Origin of the sequence: Azotobacter chroococcum, assembly GCF_002220155.1 — a bacterium.
Lineage (GTDB): Bacteria > Pseudomonadota > Gammaproteobacteria > Pseudomonadales > Pseudomonadaceae > Azotobacter > Azotobacter chroococcum.
The window spans coordinates 3897392-3916959 of record NZ_CP011835.1; the positions used below are offsets into that span (position 1 = coordinate 3897392).

Here is a 19568-nt window from a genome sequence, read left to right on the forward strand (position 1 = left end):
GGCAAAATCCTTCGTGATTCGAAAAGTCGGCGGGCCCTCGGGCTCGCCGCGCAAGCCTAGCACTAATGGGCAGAGCACCGGGACAGGGCGGCGCCGCACCGGCCTGCGACCAAGGTGGCGCTTGCCGTGCGCCGCGCCATGGCCTGCAGCGCTTCGCCGCCTCCGGTATCATCCGGCCCTTTGTATTTCTGCACGTTTCTGCGAGAACGCCATGCGCCGCCTGCTGCTGCCCCTGCTCCTGCTGCTGCTCGCCCTGCCCGCCGCCGCCGGCCTGTTCGACAGCCGGCCGGGCTCCACGCTGGGCGGACTGGACAACCGCGGCGACTTCCTGCCGGTCCGCGAGGCCTTCCGCCTGAGCCTGGTGGAGAGCACGCCGCAGGCCGTGCGGCTGCGCTTCGTCGCCGCCGAGGGCTACTACCTGTACCGCCAGCGCCTGCAGTTCCGCACCGACGCGCCAGGGGTCGCGCTCGGCGCGCCCCGCCTGCCGGCCGGGCAGCTCAAGAACGACGAGTACTTCGGCGAGACGGAGGTCTACTACGGCGTGCTCGACGTCGAGCTGCCCGTGGACAACCCGGACGGCCGGCCCTTCGGCCTGCAGGTCGGCTACCAGGGCTGCGCCGACCAGGGGCTCTGCTACCCGCCGGAGACCGAGCGGCTGCAGATCGGCGCCGCCGGCGCTTCCGCAGCAGTCACTCCGAACGGAGCCGCCCCGCCCGCCGGCGCGCTCGCCTGGAGCTGGCGAGAGCTGGCGCTGTTCTTCCTCGCCGGCCTCGGCCTGACCTTCACCCCCTGCGTGCTGCCGATGCTGCCGATCCTCTCCGGGGTGGTGCTGCGCGGCGAGATCGGCGGGGCGCGCGGCCTGGCCCTGTCGCTGGCCTACGTGCTGCCGATGGCCGCCTGCTTCGCCGTGCTCGGCGCGCTGATGGGGCTGTTCGGCGCCGAGCTGAACCTGCAGGCGCGCCTGCAGTCGCCCTGGGTGCTGGCGCCCTTCGCCGCCTTCTTCGGTCTGTTCGCCCTGGCCATGTTCGGAGTCTTCGAGCTGCGCCTGCCGCAGGCCCTCGCCGCCCCGCTGGAGCGCCTGGCCGGCAATACCCGCGGCGGCTCGCTGTGGGGCGCCGCCGCCCTCGGCGTGCTGTCCAGCCTGCTGGTCTCGCCCTGCGTCTCCGCCCCGCTGGCCGGCGCGCTGCTCTATATCAGCTCGAGCGGCGATGCCCTCGGCGGCGGCCTGAAGCTCCTTGCCCTGGGGCTCGGCATGGGCGCGCCGCTGGTGCTGTTCGCCACCGGCGGCGGCGCCCTGCTGCCGAAGAGCGGTCCGTGGATGCTCGCGGTGCGCAATGCCTTCGGCGTGCTGCTGCTGGCGGTCGCCGTGTGGCTGCTCGAGCGGGTGCTGCCCGGCCCACTGGCGCTGGCCCTGTGGGGTCTGCTGGCGGCGGGGGTGGCGCTGTTTCTCGGCACGCTGGAGTTCACCGAGAAGAACCACCGGCAGAAGCTCGGCCAGCTGGCCGGGCTGGTCCTGCTGGTGTATGCCCTGGCCAGCTGGACCGGCGCGCTGCGCGGCGAGTCCGATCCGCTGCGCCCGCTGGGCAGCGCGCCGCTGTCCGTCACACCCGCCGCGCAGGCCGCCGGCGCCTGGCGGACCGTCAGCGCACCGGAAGATCTGGACGCCGCCCTGGCCGAGGCGAAGCACGCCGGCCAGCCCTTGCTGCTCGACTGGTATGCGGACTGGTGCATCAGCTGCAAGGTGATCGAGCGCGAGGTGTTCGCCGCCCCGCAGGTCGCCGCGCAGCTCGGCAACTACCGGCTGATCCGCTTCGACATCACCGCCGGCACCCCGGCGCAGCGCGCGCTGCTGGACCGCTACCGGCTGTTCGGCCCGCCGGCGATCCAGTTCTTCGCCGCCGACGGCACGGAGCGCGAGGCGCTGCGGGTGGTCGGCGAGATCGACGCCGCGGCGTTTGCGCAACGCCTGCGGGAAAGTCAATCCCAGCACTGATCCTGCAGGACATCTACGATTAGTCGCAGGTAATATGCGGCAAATTCCGGTTAAAATGCCCGGCTGAAGGTCCCGACGGAACGGCGCCCCAGCCAACCCGCCGTCTGCGGGACGGGCCGGCCCGTTGCCGAGCCCCATCACTCAGTACGCAAGGACAACAACCGACATGGCCACCCTACTGGTGCTGCACGGCCCCAACCTCAATCTGCTGGGTACCCGCGAACCCGGCGTGTATGGCGCCACCACTCTCGAGCAGATCAACCAGGACCTGGAGCGGCGCGCCAGCGAGGCCGGCCATCGCCTGCTGCACCTGCAGAGCAACGCCGAGCACGTGCTGATCGAGCGCATCCATGCCGCCCGGCTGGAGAATGTGGACTACATCATCTTCAATCCGGCGGCTTTCACCCATACAAGTGTCGCCCTGCGTGACGCATTGCTGGCAGTGAGCATCCCATTCACCGAGGTGCACCTGTCCAACGTGCACAAGCGCGAGCCCTTCCGCCATCACTCCTACTTTTCCGACATCGCCGTAGGGGTGATCTGCGGCCTGGGCGCCAGTGGCTACCGTCTGGCCCTGGAGGCCGCCCTCGAACAACTTGAACGTTCCTGATTCGCACCCGGAGTTATTTCGAATGGATATCCGCAAAGTCAAGAAACTGATCGAACTGCTGGAAGAGTCCGGTATCGACGAGCTGGAGATTCGCGAAGGCGAAGAATCGGTTCGCATCAGCCGCCACTCCAAGAACGCTCCGCAGCCGATGTATGCCGCACCGCCGATGGCGGCCATGCCTGCCCCCATGCCCGCCCCGGCCATCGCCGCCGCTGCGCCGGCCGAAGCCGCCGCGCCGGCGGCTCCCAAGCTGAACGGCCATGTGGTCCGCTCGCCGATGGTCGGCACCTTCTACCGCTCGCCGTCGCCGAGCGCTCCCTCCTTCGTCCAGATCGGCCAGAGCGTGAAGAAGGGCGACATTCTGTGCATCGTCGAAGCCATGAAGATGATGAACCACATCGAGGCTGAAGTCGGCGGCGTCATCGAAGCCATCCTGGCGGAAAACGGTCAGCCGGTAGAGTACGACCAGCCGCTGTTCACCATCGTTTGAACCGCGGAGACCCTGCGATGTTGGAAAAAGTCCTGATCGCCAACCGTGGCGAGATCGCCCTGCGCATCCTGCGCGCCTGCAAGGAGCTGGGGATCAAGACGGTGGCTGTGTATTCCACGGCCGACCGCGAGCTGATGCACCTGGGCCTCGCCGACGAGACCGTGTGCATCGGTCCGGCCCCGGCGACCAAATCCTACCTGCACATCCCGGCCATCATCGCCGCTGCCGAGGTTACCGGCGCGAACGGAATCCACCCGGGCTACGGCTTCCTCGCCGAGAACGCCGACTTCGCCGAGCAGGTGGAGAAATCCGGCTTCGCCTTCATCGGCCCGACCGCCGAGGTGATCCGCCTGATGGGCGACAAGGTCTCGGCCAAGAACGCCATGAAGCAGGCCGGCGTGCCCACCGTGCCCGGCTCCGACGGCCCGCTGCCGGAAGACGAGGAGACCGCCCTGGCCATCGCCCGGCAGGTCGGTTATCCGGTGATCATCAAGGCCGCCGGCGGCGGCGGCGGGCGCGGCATGCGCGTGGTGCGCAAGGAAGAGGACCTGATCAAGTCGGCGCGACTGACCCGCACCGAGGCCGAGGCCGCCTTCGGCAACGGCATGGTCTACCTGGAGAAGTTCCTGGAGAACCCGCGCCACGTGGAAGTGCAGGTGCTGTCCGACGGACAGGGCCATGCCATTCACCTGGGCGACCGCGACTGCTCGCTGCAGCGCCGCCACCAGAAGGTCCTGGAAGAAGCACCGGCACCGGGCATCGACCCGCAGGCCCGTGCCGAGGTACTGGACCGCTGCGTGCGCGCCTGCATCGAGATCGGCTACCGTGGCGCCGGCACCTTCGAGTTCCTCTACGAGGACGGCCGCTTCTACTTCATCGAGATGAACACCCGCGTGCAGGTGGAGCACCCGGTCACCGAGATGGTCACCGGCATCGACATCGTCAAGGAGATGCTGCGCATTGCCGGCGGCGAGCCGCTGTCGATCCGCCAGGAGGACGTGGTGATCCGCGGCCATGCGCTGGAGTGCCGGATCAACGCCGAAGACCCGGCGACCTTCATGCCCAGCCCGGGCAAGGTCAAGCACTTCCACGCCCCGGGCGGCAACGGCATCCGCGTCGACTCGCACCTCTACAGCGGTTATGCGGTACCGCCGAACTACGACTCGCTGATCGGCAAGCTGATCGCCTACGGCAAGGATCGCGACGAGGCCATGGCGCGCATGCGCAATGCCCTGGACGAGATCGTCGTCGACGGCATCAAGACCAATGTGCCGCTGCACCGCGAGCTCACCCGCGATCCTGGCTTCTGCCAGGGCGGTGTGAACATCCACTACCTGGAAAAGAAACTGGGTCTGGACAAGCACTGAGCCACGCGCCGGCGCTGCATGATGGGGGCCGCCTTCGGGCGGCCCCTGTCGTTTTCGCTGCAACGATGATCGCAGGCTGGAAAACTCGCGCAGGGATTTTCCACCTCTCCCGCCGGGAAAGGCCTGCGGCCGTTTCCCACCCTGCCGGAGGCGCACGCTGGCAGAGCCTCCGCCCCTCCAGTAAGCTTGCGCGCCTTTCCGCCCATTCCCGAAGAGGCCTCCCCCATGCCCTGGCTGCAAATCCGTCTCGCCATCACCCCCGACCAGGCCGGTGCGCTGGAAGATCAGCTGCTCGAGCTGGGCGCGGTCTCGGTGACCTTCACGGACGCCGAGGACCAGCCGATCTTCGAGCCGGACCTCGGCACCACCCCGCTCTGGTCGCACACCCACCTGCTGGCGCTGTTCGAGGCCGACACCGACGAAGACGCCCTGCTCGCCCACCTGCGCCTGCTGCGCGGCGGCGAGCTGCCCGAGCACCAGGTCGAACGCATCGAGGACCAGGACTGGGAGCGCAGCTGGATGGACAACTTCCAGCCGATGCGCTTCGGCCGCCGCCTGTGGATAGTGCCGAGCTGGCACCAGGCGCCGGAGCCCGAGGCGGTCAACCTGCTGCTCGACCCCGGCCTCGCCTTCGGCACCGGCACCCACCCGACCACCGCACTGTGCCTGGAATGGCTGGACGGCCAGGAGCTGGCCGGCTGCAACGTGCTGGACTTCGGCTGCGGCTCGGGCATCCTCGCCATCGCCGCGCTGCTGCTCGGCGCCGAACGGGCGGTCGGCACCGACATCGACCCGCAGGCGCTGGAGGCCTCGCGCGACAACGCCACCCGCAACGGCATCGACCCGGCACGCTTTCCGCTCTACCTGCCGGCCGAGCTGCCGCAGCAGCCGGCCGAGGTGGTGGTGGCCAACATCCTCGCCGGCCCGCTGGTGCAGCTGGCGCCGCAGATCACCTCGCTGGTCAAACCGGGCGGCCGCCTGGCGCTGTCCGGCATCCTCGCCGAACAGGCCGGGGAAGTGCGCGCCGCCTATGCCGATGCCTTCGCCCTCGATCCCACCGCGGAGAAGGATGGCTGGGTGCGTATCAGCGGCGTACGGCGCTGATTTCCTGCTTCCCGGGTCCACTGGCTGCGCCAGGGGCTGGCGTCGCTGGCTTCCACGGTTGCGTTGCCGCGTGGAAACAATCGACGCCAGGCCCTAGACTACCGTCCCGTTCAGTCCAGATCGCCGACTGCCGGCTCGCCGCATGACAGATACCTTCGCCACGCAGTGCCCGCACTGTCAGACCCGCTTCCGCATCAACCGCGCGCAGCTCGACGCCGCCCGCGGCGCGGTGCGCTGCGGCTCCTGCCTGCAGGTGTTCAACGCCGCCAAGCACCTCGTCGAGCGCCCGACCCCACCTCCGCCCGCAGCCAGCGAAGCGCCGACCGCCGGCACTGCCCCGGCCAGTCCGCCGGCTGCCGAACGCCCGCCGGCGCCCCACTGGGACTACGACGAGCTCGACCTGGGCGATCTGGACCTGGATACCCTCGACCTGGACGAGGAGCTGGCCAAGCTGGAAAGCCAGGAGCGCCAGCTGATGGCGCGCCTGCAGAGCGCCGACGCCACGCCCGCGGCGCCGCGGCCCACCGCACCTGCACCTGCACCCGCCCGAGCGCGCCCGGAACCCGTCGAACCGCTGCTGCCGCCGACCGGCAGCCTGCTGGTCACGCCAAGCGGCCCGGGCGAGCGCGCCGAACCGACCCTGACCCTGAAACCGCCCGCCGCGGACGACAAGCCGGCCCGGCCCGCGCCGCCCGCTTCCCGGGAAGAGCCCGCCGCCCCGCCCGGGCCGCGCCAGCCGTCGCCCGCCAGCCCGCTGCAGCGCAGCGAGCCGGAGCGTCCCGAGGAAGGCCTGCTCGAGCTGGCCGACGAGCCCCTCCGCCTGGAATGGCGGAAGCCGCGCCAGTCCTGGGGCCGCCGCCTCGGCTGGATCGCCCTGAACCTGCTCGCGATCGGCGCGCTGGCCGGCCAGTACGTCTGGTTCCACTACGACGAGCTGGTCCGCCAAGACCGCTACCGGCCCTGGTTCGAGCGACTGTGCCCCACCCTCGGCTGCAGCCTGCCGCCGCTGGTCGACATCGGCCAGATCAAGAGCAGCAACCTGGTGGTGCGCCACCACCCCGACTTCGCCGGCGCCCTGGCGGTGGATGCGATCCTCTATAACCGCGCCGCCTTCGCCCAGCCCTTTCCGCTGCTCGAGCTGCGTTTCGCCGACATCAACGGCCAACCCGTCGCCACCCGGCGCTTCAAGCCCAGCGAGTATCTGAGCGGCGAACTGGCCGGGCAGCAGGAAATGCCGCCGCAGACGCCGATCCATATCTCCCTGGAGATTCTCGACCCCGGCACACAGGCGGTGAATTACAGCCTAAGCTTTCACTCTCCGGAGTGACACTGCTGCCTGGAGGGTAGCCATCAGGCTGCCCGCCGGTCGTGGGTGCCTGCCTGTCTGCTGTTCATATTTTGTGCAGAACAGCCTTTATCCATTCATGGAGAGCAGGTATCATGCCCACCCTTTTTTTGCGGTCCCCGTTCGACCTGAAACCCGTCTCCAGCAGGGAAGACCTATGTCGGCGGTACGTATCGGCCCCTACACTTTGCCCAACCGACTGATCCTGGCGCCCATGGCCGGTGTCACCGATCGGCCGTTTCGTGCCCTGTGCCGCCGGCTCGGCGCCGGCATGACGGTCTCGGAAATGCTCACCAGCGACGTTCGCCTGTGGAACAGCCGCAAGTCCCGCCTGCGCCTGCCGCACGAGGACGAGCCGGAGCCGCGCTCGGTGCAGATCGCCGGCGGCGACCCGCAGATGCTCGCCGAGGCGGCCCGCCGCAACGTCGAGCTGGGCGCGCAGATCATCGACATCAACATGGGCTGTCCGGCGAAGAAGGTCTGCAACAAGGCCGCCGGCTCGGCGCTGATGAAGAACGAGGCGCTGGTCGCCGAGATCCTCCAGGCGGTGATGGCCGCCGTCGAGGTGCCGGTGACCCTGAAGATCCGCACCGGCTGGGACCATGCCAACCGCAATGGGGTCAGCGTGGCCCGGCTCGCCGAACAGGCCGGCATCGCCGCCCTCGCCGTGCACGGGCGGACTCGCGCCGACCTGTACAGTGGCGCGGCCGAATACGACACCATCGCCGCGATCAAGCAGGCGGTAACGATTCCGGTGTTCGCCAACGGCGACATCGACTCGCCGGAGAAGGCCCGCCGGGTGCTCGACGCCACCGGCGCCGATGGCCTGCTGATCGGCCGCGCCGCCCAGGGGCGGCCATGGATCTTCCGCGAGATCGAGCACTACCTGCAAACCGGCGAGCGCCTGCCGGCGGTGACGGCTGCAGAGGTGGAACCCGTTCTGCTCGAGCACCTGGCCGCGCTGCACTGTTTCTACGGGGAGGAGCTGGGCGTGCGCATTGCCCGCAAGCACGTCGGCTGGTACCTGGCGACCCTGCCCGGCGCACGGGAATTTCGCACCCAGTTCAACCGCTTGGATACCACGGACGCGCAGAGCGCCCAGGTTCGACGATTCTTCGCCGAACCTCACGAAGACGGAGATGGGGTGGCCGCATGACGACGACGACCGAGACTTTAGAGAGTGGAACGACACCCGTGAGCGACAACGCCAATCTGAAACAGCACCTGAACACGCCGAGCGAGGCGGGCCAGACGCTGCGCGACAGCGTGGAGAAGGCACTGCGCAATTACTTCGCCCATCTTGAGGGCGCTGCCGTCACGGATGTCTACAACCTGGTGCTCTCCGAAGTGGAGGCTCCCCTGCTGGAAACCGTGATGCACTACGTCAAGGGCAACCAGACCAAGGCCTCCGAACTGCTCGGCCTGAACCGCGGCACCCTGCGCAAGAAGCTCAAGCAGTACGACCTGCTGTAACCCTATCCGTCCGGAACGGGAGTGGCAGGGCCGCTCCCGTTTCCATTCAATCCTGTCCTGATGGAACCCGAGATGACCGACCAGACCACCCGCCTTCCCGTCCGCCGCGCGCTGATCAGCGTGTCCGACAAGACCGGCGTCGTCGACTTCGCCCGTGAGCTCGCCGCCCTCGGCGTCGAGATCCTCTCCACCGGCGGCACCTTCAAGCTGCTGCGCGACAACGGCGTCAATGCCGTGGAAGTGGCCGACTACACCGGTTTCCCGGAGATGATGGACGGCCGGGTGAAGACCCTGCATCCGAAGATCCACGGCGGCATCCTCGGCCGCCGCGACCTCGACGGTGCGGTCATGGCCGAGCACGGCATCGCGCCGATCGACCTGGTCGCCGTCAACCTCTACCCGTTCGCCGCCACCGTGGCCAAGCCCGGCTGCACCCTGCCCGAGGCCATCGAGAACATCGACATCGGCGGCCCGACCATGGTCCGCAGCGCGGCCAAGAACCACAAGGACGTCGCCATCGTGGTCAACGCCGGCGACTACAGCGCCATCGTCGAATCGCTGAAGAACGGCGGCCTGACCTATGCCCAGCGCTTCGACCTGGCGCTCAAGGCCTTCGAGCACACCGCCGCCTACGACGGCATGATCGCCAACTACCTGGGCACCATCGACCAGCAGGCCAAGACCCTGTCCACCGAAGGCCGCGTCGAATTCCCGCGCACCTTCAACAGCCAGTTCCTCAAGGCGCAGGACATGCGCTACGGCGAGAACCCGCACCAGAGCGCGGCCTTCTACGTCGAGGCCAACCCGGCCGAGGCCAGCGTGGCCACCGCCAAGCAGCTGCAGGGCAAGGAACTGTCCTACAACAACGTGGCCGACACCGACGCCGCGCTGGAGTGCGTGAAGAGCTTCGTCAAGCCGGCCTGCGTGATCGTCAAGCACGCCAACCCGTGCGGCGTGGCCGTGGTCCCGGAGAACGAGGGCGGCATCCGCAAGGCCTACGACCTGGCCTATGCCACCGACAGCGAATCGGCCTTCGGCGGCATCATCGCCTTCAACCGCGAGCTGGACGGTGAAACCGCCAAGGCCATCGTCGAGCGCCAGTTCGTCGAGGTGATCATCGCCCCCAGCGTGTCCGCCGAAGCCCGCGAAGTGCTGGCGGCCAAGGCCAACGTGCGCCTGCTCGAGTGCGGCCAGTGGCCAGCCGAGCGCATCAATGGCCTGGACTACAAGCGCGTCAACGGCGGCCTGCTGGTGCAGAGCCGCGACATCGGCATGATCAGCGAAGCCGATCTCAAGGTGGTGACTAAGCGCGCGCCGACCGAGCAGGAGATCCACGACCTGATCTTCGCCTGGAAGGTGGCCAAGTTCGTCAAGTCCAACGCCATCGTCTACGCCAGGAACCGCCAGACCGTCGGCGTCGGCGCCGGCCAGATGAGCCGCGTCAACTCCGCGCGCATCGCCGCGATCAAGGCCGAGCACGCCGGCCTGCCGGTCGCGGGCGCGGTGATGGCCTCGGACGCCTTCTTCCCGTTCCGCGACGGCATCGACAACGCAGCCAAGGCCGGCATCAGCGCGGTGATCCAGCCGGGCGGTTCGATGCGCGACGCCGAGGTGATCGCCGCGGCCGACGAAGCGAACATCGCCATGGTGTTCACCGGCATGCGCCACTTCCGTCACTAAGAACTGATCGTACCCACGCTCTGCGTGGGCACGCAGCCCGGGACGCTCCGCGTCCCCAGGCATCGGACGCAGAGCGTCCACAGCGACATTCCCACGCAGAGCGTGGGAACGATCAACATGAGGCTTGAAACATGAACGTACTGATCATCGGCAGCGGCGGCCGCGAGCACGCCCTGGCCTGGAAAGTGGCGCAGGATCCGCGCGTCGGGAAGGTCTTCGTCGCCCCGGGCAACGCCGGCACCGCCCTTGAGGCCAAGTGCGAGAACGTCGCCATCGACGTGCTGGCCCTCGAGCAACTGGCCGACTTCGCCGCCGCCAACGTGCAACTGACCATCGTCGGCCCGGAAGCGCCGCTGGTGAAGGGCGTGGTCGACCTGTTCCGCGCCCGCGGCCTGGACATCTTCGGCCCGACCGCCGGTGCCGCCCAGCTGGAAGGCTCCAAGGCCTTCACCAAGGACTTCCTGGCCCGCCACGCCATCCCCACCGCCGCCTACCGGAACTTCACCGAGGTCGAACCGGCGCTGGCCTACCTGCGCGAGCAGGGCGCGCCGATCGTGGTCAAGGCCGACGGCCTGGCCGCCGGCAAGGGCGTGATCGTCGCCATGAGCCTGGCCGAAGCCGAGGAAGCGGTGCGCGACATGCTCTCCGGCAACGCCTTCGGCGACGCCGGCGCGCGCGTGGTGATCGAGGAGTTCCTCGACGGCGAGGAAGCCAGCTTCATCGTCATGGTCGACGGCGAGCACGTGCTGCCAATGGCCACCAGCCAGGACCACAAGCGCGTCGGCGACGGCGACAGCGGCCCGAACACCGGCGGCATGGGCGCCTATTCGCCGGCCCCGGTGGTCACCACCGAAGTACACCAGCGGGTGATGGACGAGATCATCTACCCGACCGTGCGCGGCATGGCCGCCGAGGGCAACGTCTACACCGGCTTCCTGTACGCCGGCCTGATGATCGACAAGAGCGGCGCGCCCAAGGTCATCGAGTTCAACTGCCGCTTCGGCGACCCGGAAACCCAGCCGATCATGGTCCGCCTGGAGTCCTCCCTGGTGCTGCTGGTCGAGGCCGCGCTGGCCAGGGCGCTGAACAAGGTCGAGGCGACCTGGGACCCGCGGCCGACCGTCGGCGTGGTGCTGGCCGCCGGCGGCTACCCGGGCGACTATGCCAAGGGTGAGGTGATCGAGGGCCTCGACGAGGCCGCCAAGCTCGACGGCAAGGTGTTCCACGCCGGCACCGCGCTGAAGGACGGCCAGATCGTCACCAGTGGCGGGCGTGTACTGTGCGCCACCGCCATCGGCGCGAGCGTGTCCGACGCCCAGCGGCAGGCCTACCGCCTGGCCGAAAAGATCCGCTGGAACGGCTGCTTCTACCGCAAGGACATCGGCTACCGCGCGATTGCCCGCGAGGGCTGAGGCCTGCGCCCGCTCCCGGCAAACGACCCGATGCAGCGAACAAGCCATCGGACGATGGCTTTTTGCTTGTTACCTTGCTTCAGGCCATTGGTTATAATTTGGCCACTCACTCTGGAAGGGACTTCGTCGTGCGCCGGCCTTGGAATGCCACAACGCTCATAATCGGTCTGCTGCTGGTCGTGCTTGCGGCCTTGCCGACCCTGGCGGGCAGCCTGCTGCGTTCGGGCGAGACCGCCATGCCGAATGGCGACTGGCGGATCCTCCTCGACGAGTCGGCCAGCCTGACGCTGAAGGATGTCATCGAGCGGCGCGATCACTTCGCCCCGCTCGACCACCACTCCCTCACCCTGCCGGCCGACCAGGCCGCCTGGCTGCATCTGCCCGTCGCCGGCCACGACGATCCCCGCTGGATTTGGGTACTCGCCCCGCGGGTGGACCGGGTCGACTTCTTCCTGACCAACCGGGGCGCCCCCGAACGCCGGGTCGAAACCGGGGCAATGCCCCTGAACGGCCTGTCCACCGCCGAACAGGCCCACCTCTTCGCCCTGCCGGCAGACCAGACAACACGCGAGGTCTGGCTGCGCCTGGCCCCCCGGCAGGCCGCACCGGCCTGGTTCGACCACATCGATACGGCCGGCCTGCTGGACAAGAGCAAGCTGGCCTACGCGCTGGGCGCCCTGCTCAGCGCCCTGGCCCTGGGGATGCTCTACAACCTGATCCGCTTCGGCTACAACAAGGCGATCTGCAATCTCTGGCTGGCGGCCATGCAGGGCTCACTCCTGATCAGCGCCATCGCGCATTTCGGCCTGCTCCGTGCCTGGCTGCCGTCGCTCGGGGCGTACCAGATACCGGTGGCGGACATCGCCGCCCTGCTCAGCTTCCTCTTCCTGCTGCAGTTCACCTGCAGCTTCTTCGACCAGGTGGAACGTCCGCGCCTGCTCGACTGGCTGCTGCGCGGCGAGGTCGCCGTGCTGGCACTGGCCGCCGTGCTCGACGGCCCGGCGCCCCAGGACGGACTGCGCAGCGGCCTGATCCTGCTCGCCAGCCTGACCGCGACGGTCTGCGCGTTCTACCACTGGCTGCGCGGCTATCGCCCGGCACGCCTGGTACTGGTCGGGATGCTGCTCTTCCACCTGGGCTTCAGCGCCTATCTGTCGATGCTGCTGGACTACAGCCAGTTCGGCCCCTGCTGGCAGGTCCTCGCGCTGTTCGCCTTCAGCGCCGCCAGCGGCCTGGTGCTCGGCTTCGCCCTGGCCGAGCGGCAGCGCAAGATCGAGCAGGACCGCGCCGCCTGGCGTACCAGCGAGGCGGCGAGCAGCGCGGAACTGCGCGCCAAGAGCGAATTCCTGGCCAAGCTCAGCCACGAGATCCGCACGCCGATGAACGGCGTTCTGGGCATGACCGAGCTGCTGCTCGGCACGCCGCTGACCGCCAAGCAGTACGACTACGTGCAGACCATCAACAGCTCGGGCAACGAGTTGCTCAGCCTGATCAACGACATCCTCGACATCTCCCGCCTGGAGTCCGGGCAGATCGAGCTGGACGAGGTGTCGTTCGACCTCAACGGCCTGATCGAGGACTGCCTGGGCATCTTCCGCGCCAAGGCGGAAAGGCGCCGCGTCGAGCTGATCAGCTTCGTCCAGCCGCAGGTGCCACGGCTGGTCAAGGGCGATCCGACGCGTCTGCGCCAGATCCTGCTGACCCTGATCGACAATGCCTTCCGGCAGACCGACGAAGGGGAAATCCTCCTCAAGGTATCCCTGGAAACCGAGGGTTCGCAGCCGCGCCTGCACATCGCCGTGCAGGACAGCGGCCAACCCATGCCGGAGAGCCGCCGCGAAGCCCTGCTGCACAGCGAACTGCAGAGCCAAGACCTGCTCTCCGCGGCGCAGATCGACGGCAGCCTTGGCCTGGTCATCGCCCGCCAGCTCGTCCTGTTGATGCAGGGGCATTACGGTATCGACATCGGCCCCGACACGGGCAGCACGATCTGGCTGTCGCTGCCGCTCGATCCCGCCAGCCTGGAGCGCCCGGCCGCCGACCTGAACGGTCCGCTGCAGGACGCCCGCCTGCTGGTGGTGGACGACAACGACACCTGCCGCAAGGTCCTCCTGCAGCAGTGCAGCGCCTGGGGCATGAAGGTCAGCGTGGTATCCTCCGGCAAGGAAGCCCTGGCCCTGCTGCGCACCAAGGCCCACCTGGGCGAATACTTCGACGCGGCGCTGCTCGACCAGAACATGCCCGGCATGAGCGGCCTGCAGCTGGCACAGCGGATCAAGGAAGACCCCGGCCTGAACCACGACATCCTGCTGGTCATGCTGACCGGCCTCAGCGATGCGCCGGGACGGGTCTTCGCCCGCAACGCCGGCATCACCTGCAGCCTGGCCAAGCCGGTGGCCGGTTACACGCTGAAGACCACCCTCGCCGACGAGCTCGGCAAGCGCCGCGACGCCCGTCCGCCGGCCACCGGCCTGACGGAGAACGCGCCCCTGGAAGTGCCGGGCGACTTCCGCATCCTGGTCGCCGAGGACAACAGCATCTCCACCAAGGTCATCCGCGGCATGCTGCGCAAGCTCAACCTGCAGCCGGACACCGCCAGCAACGGCGAGGAAGCCCTGCAGGCGATGAAGGCCCGGCAGTACGACCTGGTGCTGATGGACTGCGAGATGCCGGTGCTCGACGGCTTCGCCGCCACCGAGCAGCTGCGCGCCTGGGAAGCCCGCGAATGTCGCCCGCACACGCCGGTCGTCGCGCTCACCGCGCACATCCTCAGCGAGCACCGCGACCATGCCCAGCGGGTCGGCATGGACGGTCACTTGGCCAAGCCGGTGGAGCTGTCCCAGCTGCGCGCCCTGATCGAGCAGTGGGTCGAGCGCAAGGAAAGCTACCGCCACGCCCTCCATCCCTGATCGACCGGCCGGTGCAGACGCCGGGCGGCGGCCTGCTAGAATGCGCGCCCCTTTTTTCGCCCGAGCCCGCGCCATGACCACCGCCCTGCCCGCCCGCGCCTGCGGCATCGACTTCGGCACCTCCAACTCCACCGTCGGCTGGCTGCGCCCCGGCCGGGAGGCGTTGATCCCCCTGGAGGACGGCCGGATTACCCTGCCCTCGGTGCTGTTCTTCAATTTCGAGGAGCGCCGCCCGGTGTTCGGCCGGCAGGCCCTGCACGAATACCTGGAAGGCTACGAAGGCCGCCTGATGCGCTCGCTGAAGAGTCTGCTGGGTTCCAAGCTGCTGAAAAGCGAGACCACGGTGCTCGGCAGCGCGCTGCCGTTCAAGGAAATCCTCAAGCTGTTCCTCGGCGAGCTGAAGCGGCGCGCCGAGGCGGAGGCCGGAAGGCCCTTCGAGGAAGCGGTGCTGGGCCGCCCGGTGTTCTTCGTCGACGAGGATCCGCAGGCCGACCGCGAGGCCGCCGACACCCTGAGCGAGGTGGCGCGCAGCCTCGGCCTGAAGGAGGTGTCCTTCCAGTACGAGCCGATCGCCGCGGCCTTCGACTACGAGTCGGTCATCGCGCGCGAGGAGCTGGTGCTGATCGTCGACATCGGCGGCGGCACCTCGGACTTCTCCCTGGTGCGCCTGGCCCCCGAGCGCCGCGTCCTGGCCGAGCGGCAGGACGACATCCTCGCCACCGGCGGCGTGCACATCGGCGGCACCGACTTCGACAGGCAGCTCAGCCTGCAAGGCGTGATGCCGCTGTTCGGCTATGGCAGCCGGATGAAAAGCGACGCGCCGATGCCGACCAGCGTGCACCTCAACCTGGCCACCTGGCACACCATCAACGCCGTCTACGCCCAGGCCTCGCAGCGGGCGCTGGCGAGCATGCGCTACGACATCCTCGATCCCACGGGCATCGACCGGCTGTTCCGGCTGATCGAACAACGCGCCGGGCACTGGCTGGCGATGCAGGTGGAAGACTGCAAGATCGCCCTCGGCGACAGCGAACGACACCGCATCGACCTGGGGCGCATCGAGGCGGAGCTGGCCGCCGAACTCGACCGAGCCCTCCTCGAGCAGGCCATCGAGCCGCTGCTGGAGCGGGTCCGCGCCAGCCTGGAAAACCTGCTGGCCGGCGCCGGGGTGGGCCGGGAACGGATCGACACGCTGTTCTTCACCGGCGGCTCCAGCGGCGTGCCGGCGCTGCGCGCAAGCGTCGCCGCGCTGCTGCCGAACGCCCGGCTGGTCGAGGGTGACCGCTTCGGCAGCATCGGCAGCGGCCTGGCCATCGAGGCGCGACGGCGCTACGGCTGAAAGGCGCCGGGTCGGCGGATTCTGGCCTATGGTTTTGGGGTCGCCGCTGCTTCGAACCAAGGTGCCCATCATGCACAACAATCGCCTCCTGCTGGTCCTCCTCCTTGCGCTGCTGCTCGGCGCCGCCTTGATTCTCGGCGCCTCCATGGGATTGGCGAGTCCGGGTTGGGACTCCTACGACACAGGGCAGAGACTGACCATCGAAGCCCCCCTGAAACAGGTGCTGTATCGCAGTCCCCAGACCGAGGTACGGGTCGACTACCGGGGCGAGGAGTGGAAAGTGGTGCTGGGCCCCTCCTCGCGCCTGCTGTCGCGCGGCGTGATCAAGAACGATCTGCGACCGGGCAGGCCGGTGATCCTGGTCGGTCATCCGCACAAGGATGGCAGCGCGGAGATGCGCGCCGAGCGCCTCATCCTCGACGGACGCACGCTGGAGCTGCGCTAAGGCCCTAAAGCCCGGCCTCAGCCAGCCGCGCCAGGTGCTCGAGGTACACGCCGAGCGGCTTGCCCTCCCCCTCCCGGCGTCCCCCGCAGCGGTTGATGACATCCAGGTGGTCGAAGGGATAGTCGGAGCGGATCACCTTGCCCAGGTGCGAGCTGAAGCGCCCCACCAGGCCGTCGTTCTGCCCGGCCTCGCGGACGAAGCAGCGGGCCAGTTGCCGGCACAGGACATGCCCGGGGTCGAAGCCCAGCACGGCATCGTCGCGGGTCTGCAGGGTGCCGCTCCAGGAGTAGTAGCGCACCCCGTCGACTTCCGCGGCGCCCTCGCCGCCCCAGCGCGCGGGCAGCCCCTGCGGGTAGCGGGCGTTGAAGCCGGCCATGCCCTCGCTGGTCAGCGCCAGCAGCGAGGCCGGCCCGTCGAGGGGCAGGCAGAGTCCCGGCTCGGCGCACTCCAGTCGCTCCATCAGTCGTGCCAGGCCTTCGAAGCCGCGCGCCAGCAGGCGCTCGCTCCGACCGCTGGGCGGCACGCGATGGCGCAGCCGATCGGCCACCTCGGAGCCCTGGTTGGGCGTGGCCACGGTGGTCACCGAGGCCACCCAGTCCGGGCGTCGCGCCGCCGCATAGCGGGCGCTCAAGCCGCCTTGGCTGTGGCCGAGCAGATTGACCCGGCGCGCGCCGCTGGCAGCGCGGATCGCGGCAATGCGCTCGAGCAGCTGCTCGCCCAGCGCCTCGTTGTCGTGCACGCCGGACAGCCGTACCGGATAGACCGCCGCCCCCTGCCGACGCAGCGCCACGTCGATGCCGTTCCAGTAGGAATGCCCGGGCAGGCGCACGAAGCCGAGCAGGCCATGCACCAGCAGGATCGGATAACGGGTTTCGAGCGCCTTGCCCATGCAACTTCCACTCATGCAGCCTCGATACGGCAAGAATAAGGCCGGCCGCCTTGCAAGTCGCCGCTTGCAGACCGCGAAACTTTGCGTCCCGCGCTAGTCAAACTCTCTGTGAGCACCGAATCGAGGAGTGCCATCATGCCCCAAGGTGACAAGTCCAAGTACAGCGACAAGCAAAAACGCAAGGCCGCGCATATCGAGGAGAGCTACGAGTCGCGTGGCGTCCCGGAGCAGGAGGCCGAAGCCCGCGCCTGGGCGACCGTGAACAAGCAGTCCGGCGGCGGCGAGAAAGGCGGCTCCGCCAGCCGCAAGAGCGAGACCGCCAAGCGCGCCGACCGCAAGGACTCGGCGCGACGTGCCGCTGCGACCCGCCGCGGACAGTCGCCCAACCGCGGTTCGGCACGCGACCGCCAGCAATCCGGCAGCACCTCGCTGAGCGCCATGACCCGGGCCGCCCTGCTCGAACGTGCCGCCGAACAGGGCGTCCGGGGCCGCTCGCGGATGCGCAAGGCGGAGCTGATCGCGGCGCTCAGCTAGCTGCTCAGGGGCGGGCCTGGCGCAGCAACTCGCACAGCTTGCGGGTAGCCGCCAGCATCTGCAGGCTGGGCCGTTCGAGGCTGCGCTCGGGCACTGCCCAGACCTGCCCGCGGCGCACCGCCTCCAGCTGCGGCCAGGCCTGCCAGGCGTCGCGCTGCTCCGGCTGGCTGACCAGGATCACCTCGGGATCGCGCGCCAGCACCGCCTCCAGGGAAAGCTGCGGGGCCGGCAGGTCGAGGTCGGCGAAGACGTTCAGCGCGCCGCAGACTTGCAGCGCGTCGCTGATGATCTGCGTACCACCGATGCTGTACAACGGCCGGTCCCAGACCTGGTAGAAGACCCGCAGCGGCACCTCGCGGCGATACTGGCGGCGCAGCTCGGCGAGCTGCAGACGCAGCTGCGCGGCCAGCTGGCGGCCCCGCTCGGCACGGCCGACCTGCGCACCGAGCGCTTCGAGCTGTCCGGCGATGTCCTCCAGGCGCCGGGGCTGCGCCTCGAAAACCGGGATGCCGAAGCCGCGCAGCTGTTCGCGCTGCGCCGCGCCGATGCTGTCCGGCCAGAGCAGGATCAGGTCCGGGCGTAGGGCGAGCAGGGTCTCCATCTCCAGCCGCCCCCAGCGTCCCAGCGAAGGCAGGCCGGCCACTGCCGCCGGCCGCTCGCCGCCGTCGAGCACGCCGACCAGGCGGTCGCCGGCCTCCAGCTCCAGCATCATGTCGGTAAGCGACGGCGCCAGGCTGACCACCCGTTCGGCCGCCGCCAGCGGCAGGGAGAGACAGAGCAGCAGGACCAGCCGGAAGCGCATCAGGCCAGTTGCCGGGGCAGGCGGTAGAGCAGCAGCAGAACCAGACTGGCGCCGCACAGCAGCAACGCTGCGACGCTCTCCAGGCCGAACCACAGCCCCGCGGCGCCGCTCCAGGCCGGCAGCCCGGCGCCAAACAGCGCGCGTCGCCGGCAAGCGGCGAGGCGCGCCCAGGCGTCCGGCTCGGCGGCGCTGTCGAGGGCGCGTCCGGTCGCGATCAGGGCATGCTTGTAGGCGCGCAACAGCGGCAGGCTGAAGAACAGGGAGAGCAGGCCGAGGCCGAACAGCGGCAGCCCCGATTGCGCCGGCGCAGCGGCAGCCGGTTCGCGCAAGGCGACCAGCACCAGCATCGGCAACAGGCACAGCCCCAGTTGGCCCCACCAGCGCAGGGCCAGGCGCATCCGCCAGCGGCGGCGGGCGTCAGGCAGCGCGGCGAGCTCCACCTCAGCTGCCGGCCTGAGTTTCCACTTCGCCCTGATGCAGGCTGCCGAGCAGATGGCCGAGCTTGCCGGCCTTGGTCTGCAGGTATTTCTGATTGTGCGGGTTGAGTCCGGTCTGCAGCGGCACCCGCTCGGCCACCCGGATGCCGGAGCCTTCCAGCGCCTTGACCTTGCGCGGGTTGTTGGTCATCAGCTTGATCGCGGCGATGCCCAGGTGCTCGAGCATCGGCTTGCAGATCCCGTAGTCGCGCTGGTCGGCGCGAAAGCCCAGGCGCTCGTTGGCCTCGACGGTGTCGGCCCCGGCATCCTGCAGCTTGTAGGCGCGGATCTTGTTCAGCAGGCCGATGCCGCGCCCTTCCTGGCGCAGGTAGAGCAGCACGCCGCGGCCTTCGGCGGCGATGGCGCGCAGCGCCGCCTCCAGCTGGAAGCCGCAGTCGCAGCGCAGGCTGAACAGCGCGTCGCCGGTCAGGCACTCGGAATGCAGGCGGCCGAGCACCGGCGCGCCGTCGTCCACCTTGCCCAGGGTGAGCGCCACATGCTCCTTGCCGGTGGCTTCGTCGAGAAAGCCATGCATGGTGAAGACGCCGAACGGCGTGGGCAGCTTGGATGCGGCGACGAAGACGACGGACACCGGAAGGACTCCTGAAAAATGCGTCAAGCGGTCATTGTAACAGCCACGCCGCCCGGCGGCGCAGCCGGAATGCCGTCGACTGACCGGAAGCGGTGCGCCGGGGGAGTC

Annotated in this window: 18 protein-coding genes; 14 read left to right on the plus strand and 4 right to left on the minus strand. The window is 69.1% G+C overall.

Going from position 1 to position 19568, the window contains the following annotated elements; all coding sequences use genetic code 11:
* Nucleotides 1-211: 211 nt before the first annotated feature.
* The 13 genes from ACG10_RS18200 to ACG10_RS18265 all read left to right on the plus strand — a co-directional run bounded on the left by ACG10_RS18200 (nucleotide 212) and on the right by ACG10_RS18265 (nucleotide 16167).
* Nucleotides 212-1993 (plus strand): protein-disulfide reductase DsbD, encoded by a 1782-nt coding sequence (locus ACG10_RS18200; RefSeq protein ID WP_089169303.1) that lies wholly within the window; start codon nucleotides 212-214, stop codon nucleotides 1991-1993.
* Nucleotides 1994-2159: 166 nt separating this feature from the next.
* Nucleotides 2160-2603, plus strand: coding sequence for a type II 3-dehydroquinate dehydratase (gene aroQ, locus ACG10_RS18205; RefSeq protein WP_089169304.1), 444 nt, complete (start codon nucleotides 2160-2162; stop codon nucleotides 2601-2603).
* Between the two features lie 22 nt (nucleotides 2604-2625).
* Nucleotides 2626-3093 carry an acetyl-CoA carboxylase biotin carboxyl carrier protein gene (gene accB, locus ACG10_RS18210; RefSeq protein WP_089169305.1) on the plus strand — a complete coding sequence of 156 codons (468 nt, stop codon included), beginning with the start codon at nucleotides 2626-2628 and terminating at the stop codon, nucleotides 3091-3093.
* A 17-nt stretch (nucleotides 3094-3110) separates the two neighbouring features.
* Entirely contained in the window at nucleotides 3111-4460 is a 1350-nt protein-coding gene (accC, locus tag ACG10_RS18215) for an acetyl-CoA carboxylase biotin carboxylase subunit (protein ID WP_089169306.1), read from the plus strand.
* Nucleotides 4461-4685: 225 nt separating this feature from the next.
* Entirely contained in the window at nucleotides 4686-5564 is an 879-nt protein-coding gene (gene prmA, locus ACG10_RS18220; protein ID WP_089169307.1) for a 50S ribosomal protein L11 methyltransferase, read from the plus strand.
* Between the two features lie 142 nt (nucleotides 5565-5706).
* A complete protein-coding gene (locus ACG10_RS18225; protein WP_089169308.1) occupies nucleotides 5707-6891 on the plus strand; it encodes a DUF3426 domain-containing protein in 1185 nt (394 codons plus the stop codon).
* 175 nt (nucleotides 6892-7066) lie between these two features.
* Nucleotides 7067-8065, plus strand: coding sequence for a tRNA dihydrouridine synthase DusB (gene dusB, locus ACG10_RS18235; protein ID WP_089169309.1), 999 nt, complete (start codon nucleotides 7067-7069; stop codon nucleotides 8063-8065).
* Nucleotides 8062-8382 carry a DNA-binding transcriptional regulator Fis gene (fis, locus tag ACG10_RS18240; RefSeq protein WP_039806039.1) on the plus strand — a complete coding sequence of 107 codons (321 nt, stop codon included), beginning with the start codon at nucleotides 8062-8064 and terminating at the stop codon, nucleotides 8380-8382. Before dusB ends, fis begins: the two co-directional genes overlap by 4 nt.
* Before the next feature lie 72 nt (nucleotides 8383-8454).
* Nucleotides 8455-10062 carry a bifunctional phosphoribosylaminoimidazolecarboxamide formyltransferase/IMP cyclohydrolase gene (gene purH, locus ACG10_RS18245; RefSeq protein ID WP_089169310.1) on the plus strand — a complete coding sequence of 536 codons (1608 nt, stop codon included), beginning with the start codon at nucleotides 8455-8457 and terminating at the stop codon, nucleotides 10060-10062.
* A 131-nt stretch (nucleotides 10063-10193) separates the two neighbouring features.
* Nucleotides 10194-11474, plus strand: coding sequence for a phosphoribosylamine--glycine ligase (gene purD, locus ACG10_RS18250; protein ID WP_089169311.1), 1281 nt, complete (start codon nucleotides 10194-10196; stop codon nucleotides 11472-11474).
* Between the two features lie 128 nt (nucleotides 11475-11602).
* On the plus strand, nucleotides 11603-14383 hold the full coding sequence (locus ACG10_RS18255) for a hybrid sensor histidine kinase/response regulator (protein ID WP_089169312.1): 2781 nt from the start codon (nucleotides 11603-11605) through the stop codon (nucleotides 14381-14383).
* Between the two features lie 73 nt (nucleotides 14384-14456).
* Nucleotides 14457-15722 (plus strand): Hsp70 family protein, encoded by a 1266-nt coding sequence (locus ACG10_RS18260; protein WP_089169313.1) that lies wholly within the window; start codon nucleotides 14457-14459, stop codon nucleotides 15720-15722.
* 70 nt (nucleotides 15723-15792) lie between these two features.
* Nucleotides 15793-16167 carry a DUF6152 family protein gene (locus tag ACG10_RS18265; RefSeq protein WP_089169314.1) on the plus strand — a complete coding sequence of 125 codons (375 nt, stop codon included), beginning with the start codon at nucleotides 15793-15795 and terminating at the stop codon, nucleotides 16165-16167.
* Between the two features lie 4 nt (nucleotides 16168-16171).
* On the opposite strand, the gene ACG10_RS18270 is transcribed toward ACG10_RS18265, so the two are convergent.
* A complete protein-coding gene (locus ACG10_RS18270; protein WP_039806045.1) occupies nucleotides 16172-17056 on the minus strand; it encodes an esterase/lipase family protein in 885 nt (294 codons plus the stop codon).
* A 135-nt stretch (nucleotides 17057-17191) separates the two neighbouring features.
* On the opposite strand from ACG10_RS18270, the gene ACG10_RS18275 reads away from it, so the two are divergent.
* Nucleotides 17192-17590, plus strand: coding sequence for a Rho termination factor N-terminal domain-containing protein (locus tag ACG10_RS18275; protein WP_039806046.1), 399 nt, complete (start codon nucleotides 17192-17194; stop codon nucleotides 17588-17590).
* Between the two features lie 4 nt (nucleotides 17591-17594).
* Here the strand turns inward: ACG10_RS18275 and ACG10_RS18280 are convergent, their stop codons facing one another.
* The 3 genes from ACG10_RS18280 to ribA are packed head-to-tail and all read right to left on the minus strand — an operon-like array spanning nucleotide 17595 to nucleotide 19460.
* Nucleotides 17595-18392 (minus strand): cobalamin-binding protein, encoded by a 798-nt coding sequence (locus tag ACG10_RS18280; protein ID WP_089169315.1) that lies wholly within the window; start codon nucleotides 18390-18392, stop codon nucleotides 17595-17597.
* Nucleotides 18392-18790, minus strand: coding sequence for a hypothetical protein (locus ACG10_RS18285; RefSeq protein WP_089169939.1), 399 nt, complete (start codon nucleotides 18788-18790; stop codon nucleotides 18392-18394). The genes ACG10_RS18280 and ACG10_RS18285 overlap by 1 nt, the downstream gene beginning before the upstream one ends.
* A 43-nt stretch (nucleotides 18791-18833) precedes the next feature.
* Nucleotides 18834-19460, minus strand: a complete 627-nt coding sequence (gene ribA, locus ACG10_RS18290) for a GTP cyclohydrolase II (RefSeq protein WP_089169316.1) — start codon at nucleotides 19458-19460, stop codon at nucleotides 18834-18836.
* Nucleotides 19461-19568: the final 108 nt, after the last annotated feature.

What these genes read in the sequence shown, in the direction of transcription:
- ACG10_RS18280 (WP_089169315.1), bottom strand. Translation starts at nt 18,392, where the DNA reads ATGCGCTTCCGGCTGGTCCTGCTGCTCTGTCTCTCCCTGCCGCTGGCG.
- prmA (WP_089169307.1), top strand. Translation starts at nt 4,686, where the DNA reads ATGCCCTGGCTGCAAATCCGTCTCGCCATCACCCCCGACCAGGCCGGT.
- ACG10_RS18285 (WP_089169939.1), bottom strand. Translation starts at nt 18,790, where the DNA reads ATGCGCCTGGCCCTGCGCTGGTGGGGCCAACTGGGGCTGTGCCTGTTG.
- purH (WP_089169310.1), top strand. Translation starts at nt 8,455, where the DNA reads ATGACCGACCAGACCACCCGCCTTCCCGTCCGCCGCGCGCTGATCAGC.
- dusB (WP_089169309.1), top strand. Translation starts at nt 7,067, where the DNA reads ATGTCGGCGGTACGTATCGGCCCCTACACTTTGCCCAACCGACTGATC.
- purD (WP_089169311.1), top strand. Translation starts at nt 10,194, where the DNA reads ATGAACGTACTGATCATCGGCAGCGGCGGCCGCGAGCACGCCCTGGCC.
- ACG10_RS18270 (WP_039806045.1), bottom strand. Translation starts at nt 17,056, where the DNA reads ATGGGCAAGGCGCTCGAAACCCGTTATCCGATCCTGCTGGTGCATGGC.
- accB (WP_089169305.1), top strand. Translation starts at nt 2,626, where the DNA reads ATGGATATCCGCAAAGTCAAGAAACTGATCGAACTGCTGGAAGAGTCC.
- ACG10_RS18200 (WP_089169303.1), top strand. Translation starts at nt 212, where the DNA reads ATGCGCCGCCTGCTGCTGCCCCTGCTCCTGCTGCTGCTCGCCCTGCCC.
- ACG10_RS18225 (WP_089169308.1), top strand. Translation starts at nt 5,707, where the DNA reads ATGACAGATACCTTCGCCACGCAGTGCCCGCACTGTCAGACCCGCTTC.
- ACG10_RS18265 (WP_089169314.1), top strand. Translation starts at nt 15,793, where the DNA reads ATGCACAACAATCGCCTCCTGCTGGTCCTCCTCCTTGCGCTGCTGCTC.
- accC (WP_089169306.1), top strand. Translation starts at nt 3,111, where the DNA reads ATGTTGGAAAAAGTCCTGATCGCCAACCGTGGCGAGATCGCCCTGCGC.
- ACG10_RS18275 (WP_039806046.1), top strand. Translation starts at nt 17,192, where the DNA reads ATGCCCCAAGGTGACAAGTCCAAGTACAGCGACAAGCAAAAACGCAAG.
- fis (WP_039806039.1), top strand. Translation starts at nt 8,062, where the DNA reads ATGACGACGACGACCGAGACTTTAGAGAGTGGAACGACACCCGTGAGC.
- ACG10_RS18260 (WP_089169313.1), top strand. Translation starts at nt 14,457, where the DNA reads ATGACCACCGCCCTGCCCGCCCGCGCCTGCGGCATCGACTTCGGCACC.
- aroQ (WP_089169304.1), top strand. Translation starts at nt 2,160, where the DNA reads ATGGCCACCCTACTGGTGCTGCACGGCCCCAACCTCAATCTGCTGGGT.